Origin of the sequence: Peptoclostridium acidaminophilum DSM 3953 (assembly GCF_000597865.1) — a bacterium.
In the GTDB taxonomy this organism is placed as follows: Bacteria; Bacillota; Clostridia; order Peptostreptococcales; family Peptostreptococcaceae; genus Peptoclostridium_A; species Peptoclostridium_A acidaminophilum.
The window spans coordinates 535185-549584 of record NZ_CP007452.1 but is presented as its reverse complement, the minus strand read 5'-3'; the positions used below and the strand labels follow the sequence as shown (position 1 = coordinate 549584).

Sequence of the window (14400 nt, the reverse complement as noted above, 5' to 3'; positions counted from 1 at the left end):
AAATCAACTGCACTCAAGTGGACTCATGTGGACTTTACTATCCTCTTTGAAGTTTTCTGCTTTTAAGCACCGCGTTGATACCAGGGATTAGCTTGGTCACATTCTTATTGATGTTATCTGTTGTAATTCTGATCATCTCCCAACCTTCACCAAGTTTATTGGTAATGACCTCATCTCGGATGCTCTCATATTTTTGTCTGTCTTTCCCATGATAAATCTTACCATCAATCTCAAGGGCAACTTTCCTCTCAGGCAAAATGAAGTCAACGGAGTAGTCGAAGATTTTAACCTGGTGGAACGCTTTAACGTTACATCGGATAAGTTCAAGTGCCACCATTATTTCTTCAGTACTCTGATACCACCCAGTCTTGTTCAGGCTCTCTTCTACAAGACGGATGGCATCCTTGTAGTGTTCAATGTCTGTGATTTTTGAGATCCTTTTTATGGAATTTTCAAGCTTCATCTGTTTCTTATCCGTACTGATCACTTCCCCTTCTTCTCGCGCCTGCCGAACCACTTCAGCCCTGCAGTCCTTGCAGGTGTACTTGACACCACGGCTATATGTCCAACTATAAACAGGTGTAGCGCAGATATGGCAAGGTGGGTAATAACAATTGGAATCTCTACTATCCTTACCAATGGTTATTCCGTCTTCTATTGCTTCATGCCAACCCATTTTTATTCTCCCTCCCAGCTAATACAGCATCTGCAGCTCTAAGCGCTTTACGGTGAAGCTTCAGCACCCAGCTTACAGAATAATCAAGATCATAAGCGATATCTTCCCAAGGCTGATATGACAGGTACCGTTTCTCAAGAATCAGCCTATATTCAATGTTGTTCACACCTTGGATGATCTCAATAATATTAATCTTGCACTTTAGAAGTTTGGCAAGATCATCATTCAAATTGTTTTTAATATCTATAATCTTACATACAGCATCTGCCATATGAGATAATGATTTGCTAGGGTTGTTAGGCATTCCATTTATGGCCGAAGTGCAGTTCATAGCCATATTCTCCAGGGATGCCACTTGCTCAAGCTTACTGTTTATTCTTTGATCCAATCGATAGGCTTTACTAAGATATTCTTTAGCATTCATTGTTTGACCTCCTCTTTCAGTTTTCGGAGAAGTATCTCCGGTTCTACCGCTGTAAGTTCTCTATACCAATCAGAGCGTAAAAACCTCTCTACTTCAGCTTTTGTGCGTTTTGCAGATTCATGGCGAGGATGCTTCATCAGCTTCTTTAATGCATCCCTATAGTCTTTGACGGCTAGTAAAACTATGGCATTGGCTAAATCTTCATAAGGATCGCTCATCGCTTCACCTCCAATTTAGCTTTTACAGCATCGATTAAAGATGCTTGTGTTTTTTCTTTTTTTGTAAGTGCTGTCATCACATCTTCATCTATGGTGTCCTTGGTAATGATGTGGTGAATGACAACCGTATCCTTTTGCCCTTGTCTGTAGAGGCGAGCATTGGTTTGCTGATAGAGTTCCAATGACCAGGTGAGTCCAAACCAAATAAGTGTGGAACCACCACTTTGAAGGTTAAGTCCATGTCCAGCACTTGCAGGGTGGATCACCGCTACAGGAATTTCACCTTCATTCCACTCTTCAAAATCCTTTGATGACTTTAGCTGCCTTACTGGAAATCTCTTCTGAATACGTTTCAGATCATGTTTGTACCAATAGGCTACAAGGACCGGTTTTCCGTTGGCCCCTTCAATTAAATCTTCAAGGGCATCAAGTTTTCTATCGTGAATAAAATGTGCATTGTTCTTCTCGTCATAGACAGCACCGTTTGCCATCTGAAGGAGTTTTCCTGAAAGTACTGCAGCATTTACTGCATCGATTTCTTCTGCTCCTAAACTTGCTACCATATCATCTCTAAATCCAGAATAAATGGCCCGCTCTTTTTCATTTAAATACACAGGCACTGTGTTTATTACGCATTCTGGCATTTTTAGATAATCGACGGACTTCATAGAAATGGTGATATCGGATATCTGACTATAGATCTTTTCTTCAGCTCCTGGCAGGAGTTTATATGAAAAGATGATCTGACCATTGCGTTTATCCGGTGTGAAGTAGGTATTACGGTAGTGGGTTATGTACCTACCAAGCCTCTGTCCCAAATCCAGAATACGAAACTCGGCCCAGAGGTCCATAAGCCCATTACTTGAAGGTGTACCAGTCAGACCTACAATTCTTTTCACTGCTGGCCTTACTTTTAAAAGGCTTTTAAAGCGCTTAGCGCTGTATGATTTGAAAGATGATAACTCATCAATAACCACCATATCAAAGTCAAAGGGGATGCCACTTTTGTTTACAAGCCAATCTATATTTTCACGATTGATGATATAAAGTGTGGCTCTTTTCATAAGTGCATCTTTTCTCTCATTTTCAGTTCCAACAGCTACAGAATAGAATAAGCCTTTTAGATGATCCCATTTTTTAATTTCAGAAGGCCAAGTATCCCTTGCCACTCTTAAAGGGGCTATAATCAATACTTTTCTGATTTCAAACCGATCAAGGCATAAATCAAATATAGCCGATAAGCTTATTACACTCTTACCAAGACCCATTTCAAGTAGAACTGCAGATACTGGATGAGACAAGATAAAATCCGTTGCATAACGCTGATACTCATGAGGATTGTATTTCATCAAGCACCCCTCCAATCTGTTCTACACCATCAATGCAGTAGACCAAAAAACCTAACGCTTCCAGTTGTGTTTTTCGCCTTACTTGCACTGGACGCATCTTTTTGCCTGGAGCCTTTAATTCAACAAAGGCGATTCTTCCCATAGGTAAAAGTACAATGCGGTCTGGCACACCATCTAACCCCGGACTAACAAATTTTAGTGCCATACCACCCCTCTTTTTCACTGCTTTTACCAGTTTTTGCTCAATATATTTTTCAGTCACTTGTTTTCCTCCCATCTGACACAAGTACACAAAATCACAAGCGTTCCCCTATATTTACTAACGCGCGTATACGTGCACAGGTATCTATTATCTACTTATAAGAAAATGCATTTCTAATATAAGGGAAAATCTTGTGTTGTGTTGTGTCGCCTATTCGCCATATTGATAAAGTCGCTGCCTGCCATAAATCGGCAAACGCTTAATACTGCTGGTTCGTTCCCAACCGGGAATCTGAGCCATAAGTGCTGCGATCTGATAACTGTCAGTGGTCTTTAATTCTGGGAGATTACGATTGAAGCACTCACACCAAATTTCTGCATTGCTTACAGAGGTTCGTGTAACAGTTCCTGTATGCTTGGCCCCACCAAATTCGCTACCGCTTAGGTAATTTCTACGGGCAAATAAGTCCATACTATCCCAGTCATCTGGAAGTAGGGTATTCAGGTACTCCTCCACCATACCAACTCGCTCGTCAGCCTCCATAGCACCCTTCTGGGCTTTTTCGGCTTCTTCTAACACATCACCCTCGAGATACAGTTTTTCACCAGAGTTCCATATTTGTTTTGCTTCAGCCCAAAACTGCTGCCTGTATTCTTCAGTGAAATTCCAAGTCTTCTTCTGCTTTTTCTGATGTACCTTGATGATCCAAAAGCGGCGGTTTCCTGTGATGTCACGTAAATATCCACGCTCTCCATTTACCGTTGCAATAACAATGCACTGTCTAGGATGGCTTTCAACAACTCTGCCATAAGACGGTCGATACTTATCATCAGAGGTAGAGAGGAATGCTTTCACTTTTTCAATGTCGGCTTTCTTCATTCCAGCAAGCTCGCCGATTTCAACCACCCAGAAACCCTGCAGTTTTTCAGCACCTGATTTGTCGTCCATATCGGTAAGGGATAGAGTTTCAGAATAGAAGTCTGCTGTTACCAGGTCTTTCAAAATTGTGCTTTTGCCAATACCCTGATCGCCATCAAGCACAGGAACGCAGTCAAACTTAATTCCTGGAACATATATCCGGGCAACCGCCGCTGCAAAGGTCTTTCTAGTCACTGTGCGTATATACTCAGTGTCATCAGCCTGAAGATATTTGATGAAAACATCCTCCACACGCTTTACTCCGTCCCATTCAGGTAGAGAATCAAGGTAATCCCTTATGGGATGAAATCTCCTATCATCAGCAACCTTGGTAAAGGCAACATCGTGGTTTCTGCTTGAGAACGGAAGGTAGCGAATATCCATAATGGACTTAAGCTGGGCTGTGTCGGCATCTCTCCAAAACACGTTACCTTCAGGTCTTTCCCAGGGCAGTGGTCCTGTGACCTGGATACGGTTTGATAACTCGTTAAATGCAAAGTTCTTAAAATCAGGATCATGATTAAGGATGAGATTTAAGTTGTATACGCTGTTTTCGAGCACTTGACTTCGAGGCTGATACTTCAGTTTTTCTTTCCAGTTGTCACCAAGATCTGTAAAGTCCACTTCAGCTTCTACGAGTTTTTCATTGGTAGCAAAGACTTTCACCTCATCGATCTTCATTACGAAATCACACATACTCTTAAAGGACTTCTTAACATCGTCATCTCCAAACTTATGGATACGGACGATGTCAAAGGCGTTACATAATTTAAGGTAGGCCGGGTCCTTGGCATGATGGCTGTATACAAACTTTCCACCTTCCTTAATTTCAACACCTGCCATACTGCTTGATTCTATAAAATGGTAGCGGTCTTCATTATCTGTTGGCTCGTACACATCTGACAAAAACGCATGGATTGCTTTTGTTACAGGAAAGTAGACTCTATTGAAAAGCCCTACAACACCCTCCTTTTCAAGAGGGTCCTGTACCTTCTCATGCGAAACTGTATTTGCCTTGCTCTCCCTAGATGAAGTTGGAAGTCTTGTAGGATCAGTCCATTCCGGATGAGCTGTTAAAATATCATCTGGATTAAGCCAGTCCTTAACCACTTCCTTATAGATGAAGGTTCCATTGGATGGAGTACTTGGCCAGTACATTAGTTGATTTGGCAGATAGGAGCATTCATCGAAATAATCGATGCCTAGCATCTGAGCAAGGTATCTTGATACTGCTACAAACTCTTCTGGCGTCACATCTCTTGCTAGAGGATAGATAATGCGCACTCTCGGATTTTCTTCAGTACTGCTATGGGTGGAATAAAGAACAGAGGTATACTGGGCATTCGATTCATAATTTTCCAGAAATTCTTTATTGATTCTGTCACCATCTAAGGCAATCATTGAGCGGAGCTCCACGGTATCGATTTTTCTGCGACCGCCTTTTAATACCCCTGCAACAAAACCACCATGATCTTTTGCATCATCCTTTTGAGCCTTGCTGAATTTGGCATACTCTTCAGCTGATTCTGTCGTCCGGATTGGAGTCTTCAATCTATCTTTTAGCTCATCAAATGTGATTTGTTTGTTGACCCACTTCTTCGCGTGGCGGCTGTTCCCATAGGCAATGGCTAGTTTTCTCAATTTAATAACCTCCCTTCGTACGAGGTCTTTCTCCATGTTCAAATCTGGCTTGTCTTGCAGCACGATAGGCTTTTTCTGTTGCTCTATAATCCATATCACAAAGATAGTTGCTGTCATCACCGAAGAGTTCAAATTTTCCTTTATGGTTTATCCCAGGATATGCCGCAAAGTAATCTCCATCGATAGTTTCGAAGTTGTACTTATTGGGCCAATTGCCGTTGTCATTGTAAGCTTCATTTTCTATGGACCATAATATGTCATCAATATCTGCACCACTTGGAATATTCCCAACCACAAGGATGGCTGTCTGGGACTTCCCGTAAGTATCAGGGTCATCTTTTCCCAGCTCGTAAAAACGGTTGATTTTCTCAGCATCAGCGTCAGTCATCTGACCCTTAACCTCAACATAAATATCTCCCCCAGCTCTACCATCTACCCCATGAAGAATGAAATCAGGAAGATAAGCTTGGCCATTTCCAAGATCATAGCCTTCGGGTTCATACTCGTAATCAACACCACAGAAATCGAAGAACACTGCCCAACGAGCCTCAAGCCTAGACCTGAAGAGGTAACCTTTATATTCGGTCTCTATCGCTTTAATTTTTTTCATAAAGAGTCCACCTCCTCAAAATCTTTGTTGAAGTATCTGATCGGTTGTCTACGCTTCTTAGCCTTTTCAATTTCAATGCTCATACCTTTTGAAATAACATCACCGAGTACCCACACTTCCTGGCATTTGCCCATGAGGATGATGTCCATGAAAATTGCCAGGTCGCGTTCTTTTTCATTGTTATCATCCATAAACTGTGGAAACATAAGATGCGGAGCCAGTGGAATGTTCCCTTTCTCTAGTGCAAACCGGCAGAAGTCCTGCGCTCGTTTAACATTTCCTTCGATGTCCCCACTAAAAGGAGAACAAATATAGACAAGAGGCTTGAAGGCAGGTTTTGACGCTGCCTTTTCCTCTCGAGTGACGTTACTTAGTGCTTCATATGGAGTAGGGTCATAGTATCCTTCAGGATTGAATCTATTTATGCTCATAGTACCGTCCTCCACTCTTGACCTTTTTACTGCATTCATCACAGAAAACTGCTGTACCATAAAGGTCACTCTCACCATCACTTAAAATTTCACCGATATCTACTGACACCTCTGATCCACACATTGGGCAGTGGGTAAATACATTCTCATCTGTTATTTCAATGGATATCTCCATGGAATCATTCAATCTTTCTTTCACATAAAACATTGTTGTAACCCCCTAATTTTTTTCTAATTTGGTTTTGTACCACTCCAGATGACGCTTGCGCTGCTGATAATCTGGAACAGCCACCAACAAACCAACATCCACTTTTTGTAATGTGTCTAACATAGTAATCTGCTCCTCAGACAAATAAGGCCTGATGCTTTTTCCTTTTTCAATGCCGTTTGCTAATCTGAACTGCTTTGCAGTCATTCCAACTACTATGCGATTTAACATATCGCATTCATTGCTGAAGTGATATGGCTTAGGATTTTCATGCAGCAGCTTAATGTTTGCGGTTAATAGTGGAAACTCTTGTCTTGCAGAAACAAGGGTTTTAATGAAGCACTCCATCTCATTGAACCTACGAATGTAAAGCTCTTTGAATTTCATTGCTTTTTGCCCTGAGTATCCCATCACCAGCATGGTGAACCCATCCCGAGTCATAAAATAACAAGGTAGCTTTCTGCCAGTACTGTCCTTGTAAGAATCAGATTTAAAGTTAGTATTAATGAAATTTTCACTCAACCCAGATTTGGGGTCAGTGATTTTTCTAATGTCTCGGATAACATGGTCATGACGTTTTTCAAAGAACTCCGCCACAAACAAACTATCCACTCTTGCCGTATCATTGGTGTCGGCAAACACACCATATTGGTCCTTAGGTATTAATTCTCTCATCAGAATTACCTCCTTAAATTTTTTGAAGGTCTTGACCCTTCTAAGTGGTAGCCTTGGGAAAGGGTCAAATCTGACGATTCTGATATTCTTCTTGTAATTTTTTTGTTGCTCTCTTTAATTTCTGGGTGATGTTATTCTCATCAGCGCCGATTGAATTGGCATATTCACGTATTGGGATTCCGTTGATACGGACTGCGATAAAGGCCTCTGCCCATTCTGGTTTCTTGGCAAGAGTTTTGCGGATCCAATCGCAAATGGCATCACATTCATAATCTCTACTGCGTGTTTCATCATCGGAGGTTGTACAGAGATAGTCCATGATGTTAAAAGACTCATCATCTGGTTCACCCTGAACATATCCCCTCTTGCCATTTGATTTTTTCATCTTGGGATTAGGGTCAATCCGCCTGGTTTCCCTCCGCCAACCGTTGTATTCTTTGGAGTTCAACAGGTCAAACAGCTCTTGTACAGTTTGACAACGCTTGACTTCTTCTTTCTTCTCAGGCTTAGCCTCCGCAAGACGCTGCTCATAATCGATGTCCAGCATTACGCTGTAATCTCCATCTGGAATTTCAATTGTGGTGTAGTTCTTGTGACCATTTTTGATGTTTTCTTCATACAGTACTTTAATTTTCATTTTGTACTCCTTTCCGTCCTGGCATTGACGGCGGAATACAAAAAGAGCCTGTGGAGAAGATGACCACAGACTCCGCTTGTCCTAAAAATAGGCACACGAAATCACGGTGGGTGCATCTTCATTCCAAATACAGTCTTTATCACTGTATTCTGAACTCTTATGCATCCCGCCGTCCGTATGCGCACTAGGACATTGAGATATTATTGTTGGGCTTATTGGGCCCAGTTGGGTTTGTCCCTCAAAAGGGGATAAGCAGGCTGATTAAATAAATCTGTCGCTGCCTATCATTTTGGTAAATTATTTTCCACTTGTCTTTGTTTGTGCTAACGCACTTCCTGCTACAGATTTTGCAGTTTTTCCTTAGCAATTGGTCTTTATGTTTGCTTTGTATTCTTGACCATGAATTTCACCTCGCTTTCCAACCAACCTGAAATCTTGTCTTTGATGAAATCAGCTAAATGTCAAAAGAGAAGCAACATCAATCAATCTTGTTGTTCATCTCTACGAACGCATACTAATAAATTGTGAATGTGTAGATTTTTTCATAATTAGCTGATATAATATTCGGAAGAACAATTCCCTAATACCTATCTACTATCACTAGCGTTCTTTTGATTGTTTTTACACTTTGAATTATAGGATATCGGCTTGGTAGCCATAGGTAGGCACGGGTAGGCTTGGGTAGGCTTCAATAAAAGGTGGTGGAATAGATGAATTTTGTAGAATTCGTAACCATAACTAGACCTATACTTGGAGGAAAAGGTGGCGTTCATATTTATGTAAGAACCCTCTTTGATGCGATACTTACTGAAAATGGAAAAGAAATACTTGATGGTTACAGTAAAGAAAGTTACAAAGCTTATGCTGGTGGTAAAACAAGCATTAGGGATATATCTAAGGCAATGGTTCAATACGTAGATCCTGTTGAGTTTTCTTCATTTATTTTTAATACTGAAGAATCCGCTCAAAGAGCTTTATGCGAGCAATTTACTGAGTTCTTGCCAAACATCAATGTCAATAATGTTGGAGATGAAATAGCTGAACTCTTTGCAAATATAATAAGGACTGCTGCACAAACCAAAAGAAAAAAGCCAGCATCCAAAAAGGACACTGGCACGGGTTCTATTGAACTACCTGACGAACAGCATTCTGACGAAAGTCCATATTCTTCTGAAGACAATGGGCTGCTTCAAGAATTCACATCAGATTATGATGAAATAATGTTTACAATGATAGGCGAAAACTATAGTACTGCATTAATTGATATGTCGTTACCAAATAAGGTACTAGCCTTGTATAAAACAAAATGGAGTACAAAAGCTGATACCTTCAATAACCCCACTTTGAAATCATATGTATTCAGCTTGCTTGGTGAATTAAACCAACTCAGCAACTGTCTTTTGACCGATGGCGCTGAACCATTCTTCATTAAGCAAACAAGAACAAGAATAAGAAACTTATATGTCAAACTTCATCCAGATCTATTCTCTGGAGCATTTCCGTATGATGCTTTCATTGATGATTGGGACGATGGAGAATTTTATTAAACAGAAAGGAGGATGTCGATGCCAACGATAGATGATTCTATCCGAAAAATAGACAATGTAATATGTAGGCATTTGGATAATATTGATGACTCATCTCGTGGTGCTATATCTCAAGATATTTTAGAGCAGTTAATGAAGCTCGTAAATCATATCATGCTCAAGTTTTATGCTAACGGCAGAGATATCGCCATTAGCGAAGAAAATATAGCTAAAGCAGTCGAGTTTTCTCAAACAAACAGCGAACTACTTACTTTATATAAATTCCGCAATTATTTACAAATTGTAACCACCCAATATACTTTAGATGAAGACGGCTCAGAACGATTGATGCTGAAGTATTACCAATACTTGCTAGAGGCAAAGAATCTTCTTAACCACTACTACGATATTGAGGTATTACATAACATAGAAAAATTTCCTCTACATTTGGATGATACCTTACAGGAATACTATAAAAAGATTTCTGAAAAAATAGAACGTCATCCTGCGGTATTACATACTGATAGCAAGGATAAATACTATATTCAAAAAATAAAACCGCTGTTTGTAAACAGAAAAATATATTATGAAATCACATTTACCCCTATAGATGATAGAAAAAATAAATCCAAATCTAATAGAGTAATTGCTTTCACCAAACTTCCAATCAAAAGTAATTATGCATCAAAGTTTCATCTCATACATGAGACAATCGAAATATTAGGAAAAACAATGCCTATCATCATTATTGATGGCTGGGAAGTTTCCATCCGTGACTGTGAATTTCAAAATTTCATTTCACTAATAAAAGGCGAAAAAAGAAGAGTTCCTTACCCCGAGCAACGATTAATCTGTGAATTTCTTACTAAAAAGAAATTCACACTGACTGATTTAATGGACTTTCCTGATAAGGCATATGATATGATTACTATCGAATGGAAAAATAACCTTAAATCTTCAATTTTTATTCCAATTTTAGATGACTGCAGAAATATAATACAAAACGGTCGTAATGGACAAAATGTGCTACGATATCTTCTTTATAATATGAACAATGTCATTATTAAAAGTCAATATTCATCTGGCTATTATAGTAAATATTATGAAGAGTGGATAAATGCTGGGAATAGTTATCTTTCTGGCTTGTATTTAGCAAATGGTTGCAAGCAGTTTGATTCTTTACCATTTAACAGATCTCCTATTGGACATAATCCAAAATTAGGAGCCATATTTGATTGTATTCCTTGTAAGGATAGACGCCCTGAATTATTCGCCAGATTTATACGAAACAACACGGAAGGAAAAGGTCGGCTATTTACCGACATCGATGAACTGAGTAATTTCCCCGATTACCAAACTCTTATAAAGAAGTATAACGATAGTCTTTGGGATGGGCATAGACCAGCAAGTGATTTGATCCTTGAACACAATCAATTGTTTATAAATGATTACAAACTGAACACTTGTAAGATAATTGAGGAATTACAGAAGTTGGCTGAATCAGGCATTGAAAATTACTCCGATGATGTTGACATCTGGTTACTCCTTGATGATTACGAAATTGACTGTGATGAGAAGAAGGCTATCATTAGCCATATCTTCTCAGAATCAAGGGTTGGTGTAATATATGGTTCTGCAGGTGTAGGTAAATCAACGCTGATAAACCATGTTTCCCACTATTTAAACGATGCAGAAAAATTGTACCTAACACAGACAAATCCTGCGAAAGAGAACTTGATGAGAAAGATTGATGCTGAAAATACAACTTTTTCAACAATTGAAAGCTTTAAGCACCAAGGTTCTCCTTTCACAAAATATAAATTATTAGTTATCGATGAATGTAGTACTGTTAGTAATAAAGATATGGTTGAGGTATTGCAAAAAGCAAATTTTGAAATGCTTTTACTAGTCGGAGATACCTATCAGATTGATGCTATTCAATTTGGAAACTGGTTCTCTGTATTAAAATCATTCTTGCCAGAAAGCTCTGTTTTTGAGCTTACTCAGCCTCATCGAACTAAGGACGAGCGATTGCTTGAACTATGGGACAAAGTCAGACATATGGATGACACTGCAAAAGAAGTTATCGAGAGAGAAAGCTATTCATTAAAAGTAGATGAAACACTACTATCTTCTCTTGAACCAGGCGAGGCTATCCTCTGCCTAAATTATGATGGCTTGTATGGAATTAACAACATCAACAGATTCCTACAAGAAAGCAACACTAACACTGCTGTCACTTGGGATATTCAACATTACAAAGTCGGAGATCCTATTCTCTTCCTTGACTCAGATAGATTTCGTCCCATCATATACAACAACATGAAAGGCATAATCCAAGGAGTAGAAATTATAGATGCAGGCGCTATGGAAGAACGTATTCAATTTGATGTTGAAATACAAAAAACTGTAGATGAGCGCGATGTTTCAGGTTTGAATCTCGAACTTCTTGAATGTTTCGAGGAAGAAGAAAAGTCTTTAATTAGATTTTATGTTCATAAATTAAAAAGTGCTGATGAAGATGGCGAGGATTCCAGCACAGCAGTCCCATTCCAGGTTGCTTATGCCGTATCAATCCATAAAGCACAAGGCTTGGAATATGACTCTGTTAAAATAGTAATCACTGATGAGGTAGAAGAGTTAGTAACTCATAATATTTTCTACACTGCTATCACGAGAGCAAGAGAAAAATTAAAGATTTACTGGACTCCCGAAGTTGAAGAAAAGGTAATAAACCGAATCAAGCCACGAGATATAAGCAAAGATGTTGAACTTTTGAAAAAATATTTGAATTGATAAATCCAATAGAAAAATCTAGGAGGCCACAATATGTTAAGAATCAGCTACAACAAGCTATGGAAATTATTAATTGATAAAAACATGAATAAACAAGACTTAAAGGAATTAAGTGGTGTTAGTGCCGCCTCCATAGCTAAGCTAGGGAAAGGTGACAACATTACAACTGATGTACTCCTAAAACTATGTGAAGCTTTAGACTGTAACCTTGAAGATATTATCCAAACGGTCCGAGATAAAGAAAAATTATGAAAATGAAAAAGTCACTATCCCCTTACATCTGTTCGTTTGCTTTCTTATCCAATCAAAAAACCCTACTCTTTAATTGAGCAGGGTTTTATCTATTGGAAATAATTAATTCAAATCAGCAGACTGACATATTACTAACAAAACTCTCAACTGTATTGTTAATCATATTCTTCCACTCAGGAGCTTCACATCTATCTCTGTGCTGTTCGCACTCATTCATTAGATTGATGACTTCTTGAGGATTCGCTCTACTATTAATAAATAGAGCTCTAAAAAATATATTAAACTGCGCGATTGTTATTGGGATAATACTTAAACTCATTTTCTCATCATTACGTGAGTACCAAACACCAATTCTAAACGTCTCTGCTGTGTTTGAGTCAATATTATTCGCAATAAACAAACCATAGACGGGCTTCCCATTTTTTTCAGTATAGTGATTCATTAAATCAGCAACATGACGTCTTACAGGCTCTCCTTCTGCAGCTTCTTGTCTCGAATTTTCTGTAAGAGTTACTTCAATAACTATCACAAAATTTTCGAATTCCATAATTAGATCCGGACCATTTCCGGGAGCTGTGCCCACCGGAAGAAAATCCTGATCAATTTTAAATCTTCGTGCTTCATACGGTTTATTTGTCAAACTGTCAATTGCTAGAAAAGCTCGCCACAACACCCACTCTAGATATGCTGGCGTTTCACTTCGAGGAATCACGATTTCCGTTTCTTCGTCAATTCTCTTTCTCTCTCTTCTGGATGCTATTAGGTCTATGTAAGCAGCTATCTCTTCCCATTGTTCAGCTTGCTCACTCGCATAAATCTCTTCTTTAACTTTAAAAATGATATCTTCAATCTCATGTCTAATTATAGCTATATCTGCAGGAGTATCTGTTGATTTGCCTCTTAAATCAAATGGTATTCCCATAGAGGATAATTGGCCTAATAAATCTTGTAGAACTTCAAATGCTGCATCTTGGCTATCAGTTGGAAGGTTGGCCCCATTACACATTGAACGATATCTCTCTAACTCACTAGTGGGGACAGAAGTGTCATTTGCCATTAATTCAGAAAAATATCGTTTCTCATGAACTAGCGCTATCCCTTTCCCCTTATTTTGAACCAGTCCCGTTGCTTTTAAATATCTAAAATTTGCATCTGCATAGTCTCTGAAAGTGGACGCTTTCAAACTATGAAGATCAGCAATTTCGTTGTATTTTAGATTATCAAATCTACGCTTTGACTCTACATCATTTCTCTCATTCCTAAAGTTTAGAATGTTGTCAGTTATTGCGTTTTTATCATCGGCACTACTAGTTGTTTGAACGAAAAGAGCCATTTCAATAAAGCTAATGGATGCCTCTCCAGTTTTTCTCTCTATTTCTAACAAAATTGCCAGAGTATGTCTCAACGGTGAAAACCATATTTTTTCGCCTCCTGATACCTCAATTTCAATAAATTGGGCAGCTAAAGCTCTCAAAAAACACTCTTGCATAGCAGGAACCGTCTCTGATCTGATTAATCGCCATCCATTTGGTGTTATTGTATCCAAGGCCCCTATATCTTCTTGACGTATATCTGAAGATCGTGGGATTTCTGGATACAAAAACCCTAGTTTGCCAAGGGCTGATCTCCACTTTCTGCCAACACTATTTGTAGCATCCGTTCCTAAAGAAACAATTCCATGTTGTCCAAGTAAATCTCGAAATGCTCGATCACCTTCTTGTTTACGAATATTACCCTGTAAATGAGAAGATGATAGTGCGACTAAACCGTCTCTCAACCTAAATGCGCTTCGTACTGAAGTATTTCCAATATACCAAATAGCCACGATATCACCCCT

15 protein-coding genes are annotated in these 14400 nt (G+C 39.0%); 3 read left to right on the top strand and 12 right to left on the bottom strand.

Features of this window, described 5'->3' with window-relative positions; all coding sequences use genetic code 11:
- Nucleotides 1-37 precede the first annotated feature (37 nt).
- The 11 genes from EAL2_RS02870 to EAL2_RS02820 form a co-directional block, all read right to left on the bottom strand.
- Nucleotides 38-676: a DUF559 domain-containing protein gene (locus EAL2_RS02870; RefSeq protein WP_025434918.1), complete on the bottom strand. Its 639-nt coding sequence runs from the start codon at nucleotides 674-676 to the stop codon at nucleotides 38-40.
- Nucleotides 663-1100, bottom strand: a complete 438-nt coding sequence (locus tag EAL2_RS02865) for a DUF1492 domain-containing protein (protein ID WP_025434917.1) — start codon at nucleotides 1098-1100, stop codon at nucleotides 663-665. The genes EAL2_RS02870 and EAL2_RS02865 overlap by 14 nt, the downstream gene beginning before the upstream one ends.
- Nucleotides 1097-1318, bottom strand: a complete 222-nt coding sequence (locus tag EAL2_RS02860; RefSeq protein ID WP_025434916.1) for a hypothetical protein — start codon at nucleotides 1316-1318, stop codon at nucleotides 1097-1099. The genes EAL2_RS02865 and EAL2_RS02860 overlap by 4 nt, the downstream gene beginning before the upstream one ends.
- Nucleotides 1315-2667 (bottom strand): SNF2-related protein, encoded by a 1353-nt coding sequence (locus tag EAL2_RS02855; protein ID WP_038601652.1) that lies wholly within the window; start codon nucleotides 2665-2667, stop codon nucleotides 1315-1317. The genes EAL2_RS02860 and EAL2_RS02855 overlap by 4 nt, the downstream gene beginning before the upstream one ends.
- The gene (locus tag EAL2_RS02850; RefSeq protein ID WP_025434915.1) at nucleotides 2648-2929 is read right to left on the bottom strand and encodes a VRR-NUC domain-containing protein; all 282 of its coding nucleotides are present in this window, start codon (nucleotides 2927-2929) and stop codon (nucleotides 2648-2650) included. The genes EAL2_RS02855 and EAL2_RS02850 overlap by 20 nt, the downstream gene beginning before the upstream one ends.
- Nucleotides 2930-3079: 150 nt before the next feature.
- Complete coding sequence (locus EAL2_RS02845; protein WP_025434914.1) at nucleotides 3080-5428, bottom strand: virulence-associated E family protein; 2349 nt, start codon at nucleotides 5426-5428, stop codon at nucleotides 3080-3082.
- A gap of 1 nt (nucleotide 5429) precedes the next feature.
- Nucleotides 5430-6038 carry a PDDEXK family nuclease gene (locus EAL2_RS02840; RefSeq protein WP_201770174.1) on the bottom strand — a complete coding sequence of 203 codons (609 nt, stop codon included), beginning with the start codon at nucleotides 6036-6038 and terminating at the stop codon, nucleotides 5430-5432.
- Nucleotides 6035-6469, bottom strand: coding sequence for a DUF7768 domain-containing protein (locus EAL2_RS02835; protein WP_025434912.1), 435 nt, complete (start codon nucleotides 6467-6469; stop codon nucleotides 6035-6037). Before EAL2_RS02835 ends, EAL2_RS02840 begins: the two co-directional genes overlap by 4 nt.
- A complete protein-coding gene (locus EAL2_RS02830) occupies nucleotides 6456-6677 on the bottom strand; it encodes a hypothetical protein (RefSeq protein WP_025434911.1) in 222 nt (73 codons plus the stop codon). The genes EAL2_RS02835 and EAL2_RS02830 overlap by 14 nt, the downstream gene beginning before the upstream one ends.
- 12 nt (nucleotides 6678-6689) lie before the next feature.
- Nucleotides 6690-7352, bottom strand: a complete 663-nt coding sequence (locus EAL2_RS02825) for a Rha family transcriptional regulator (protein WP_025434910.1) — start codon at nucleotides 7350-7352, stop codon at nucleotides 6690-6692.
- Between the two features lie 64 nt (nucleotides 7353-7416).
- Nucleotides 7417-7989 (bottom strand): hypothetical protein, encoded by a 573-nt coding sequence (locus tag EAL2_RS02820; RefSeq protein ID WP_025434909.1) that lies wholly within the window; start codon nucleotides 7987-7989, stop codon nucleotides 7417-7419.
- 710 nt (nucleotides 7990-8699) lie between these two features.
- Between EAL2_RS02820 and EAL2_RS02815 the strand changes: the two genes are divergently transcribed.
- From EAL2_RS02815 to EAL2_RS02805, 3 genes are read left to right on the top strand one after another with little or no spacing between them, the layout of a single operon-like run.
- The gene (locus EAL2_RS02815) at nucleotides 8700-9536 is read left to right on the top strand and encodes a hypothetical protein (protein ID WP_025434908.1); all 837 of its coding nucleotides are present in this window, start codon (nucleotides 8700-8702) and stop codon (nucleotides 9534-9536) included.
- Between the two features lie 18 nt (nucleotides 9537-9554).
- Nucleotides 9555-12311, top strand: coding sequence for an ATP-dependent DNA helicase (locus tag EAL2_RS02810; RefSeq protein WP_025434907.1), 2757 nt, complete (start codon nucleotides 9555-9557; stop codon nucleotides 12309-12311).
- A gap of 33 nt (nucleotides 12312-12344) precedes the next feature.
- Complete coding sequence (locus EAL2_RS02805) at nucleotides 12345-12563, top strand: helix-turn-helix domain-containing protein (protein ID WP_025434906.1); 219 nt, start codon at nucleotides 12345-12347, stop codon at nucleotides 12561-12563.
- Nucleotides 12564-12675: 112 nt separating this feature from the next.
- Here the strand turns inward: EAL2_RS02805 and EAL2_RS02800 are convergent, their stop codons facing one another.
- On the bottom strand, nucleotides 12676-14388 hold the full coding sequence (locus EAL2_RS02800) for an AlwI family type II restriction endonuclease (protein WP_025434905.1): 1713 nt from the start codon (nucleotides 14386-14388) through the stop codon (nucleotides 12676-12678).
- Between the last annotated feature and the right edge of the window lie 12 nt (nucleotides 14389-14400).

Excerpts from the sequence above, each read along its gene's own strand:
- EAL2_RS02815 (WP_025434908.1), top strand. The coding sequence starts at position 8,700 with ATGAATTTTGTAGAATTCGTAACCATAACTAGACCTATACTTGGAGGA.
- EAL2_RS02810 (WP_025434907.1), top strand. The coding sequence starts at position 9,555 with ATGCCAACGATAGATGATTCTATCCGAAAAATAGACAATGTAATATGT.
- EAL2_RS02860 (WP_025434916.1), bottom strand. The coding sequence starts at position 1,318 with ATGAGCGATCCTTATGAAGATTTAGCCAATGCCATAGTTTTACTAGCC.
- EAL2_RS02840 (WP_201770174.1), bottom strand. The coding sequence starts at position 6,038 with ATGAAAAAAATTAAAGCGATAGAGACCGAATATAAAGGTTACCTCTTC.
- EAL2_RS02825 (WP_025434910.1), bottom strand. The coding sequence starts at position 7,352 with ATGAGAGAATTAATACCTAAGGACCAATATGGTGTGTTTGCCGACACC.
- EAL2_RS02855 (WP_038601652.1), bottom strand. The coding sequence starts at position 2,667 with ATGAAATACAATCCTCATGAGTATCAGCGTTATGCAACGGATTTTATC.
- EAL2_RS02870 (WP_025434918.1), bottom strand. The coding sequence starts at position 676 with ATGGGTTGGCATGAAGCAATAGAAGACGGAATAACCATTGGTAAGGAT.
- EAL2_RS02835 (WP_025434912.1), bottom strand. The coding sequence starts at position 6,469 with ATGAGCATAAATAGATTCAATCCTGAAGGATACTATGACCCTACTCCA.
- EAL2_RS02820 (WP_025434909.1), bottom strand. The coding sequence starts at position 7,989 with ATGAAAATTAAAGTACTGTATGAAGAAAACATCAAAAATGGTCACAAG.
- EAL2_RS02805 (WP_025434906.1), top strand. The coding sequence starts at position 12,345 with ATGTTAAGAATCAGCTACAACAAGCTATGGAAATTATTAATTGATAAA.
- EAL2_RS02865 (WP_025434917.1), bottom strand. The coding sequence starts at position 1,100 with ATGAATGCTAAAGAATATCTTAGTAAAGCCTATCGATTGGATCAAAGA.
- EAL2_RS02830 (WP_025434911.1), bottom strand. The coding sequence starts at position 6,677 with ATGTTTTATGTGAAAGAAAGATTGAATGATTCCATGGAGATATCCATT.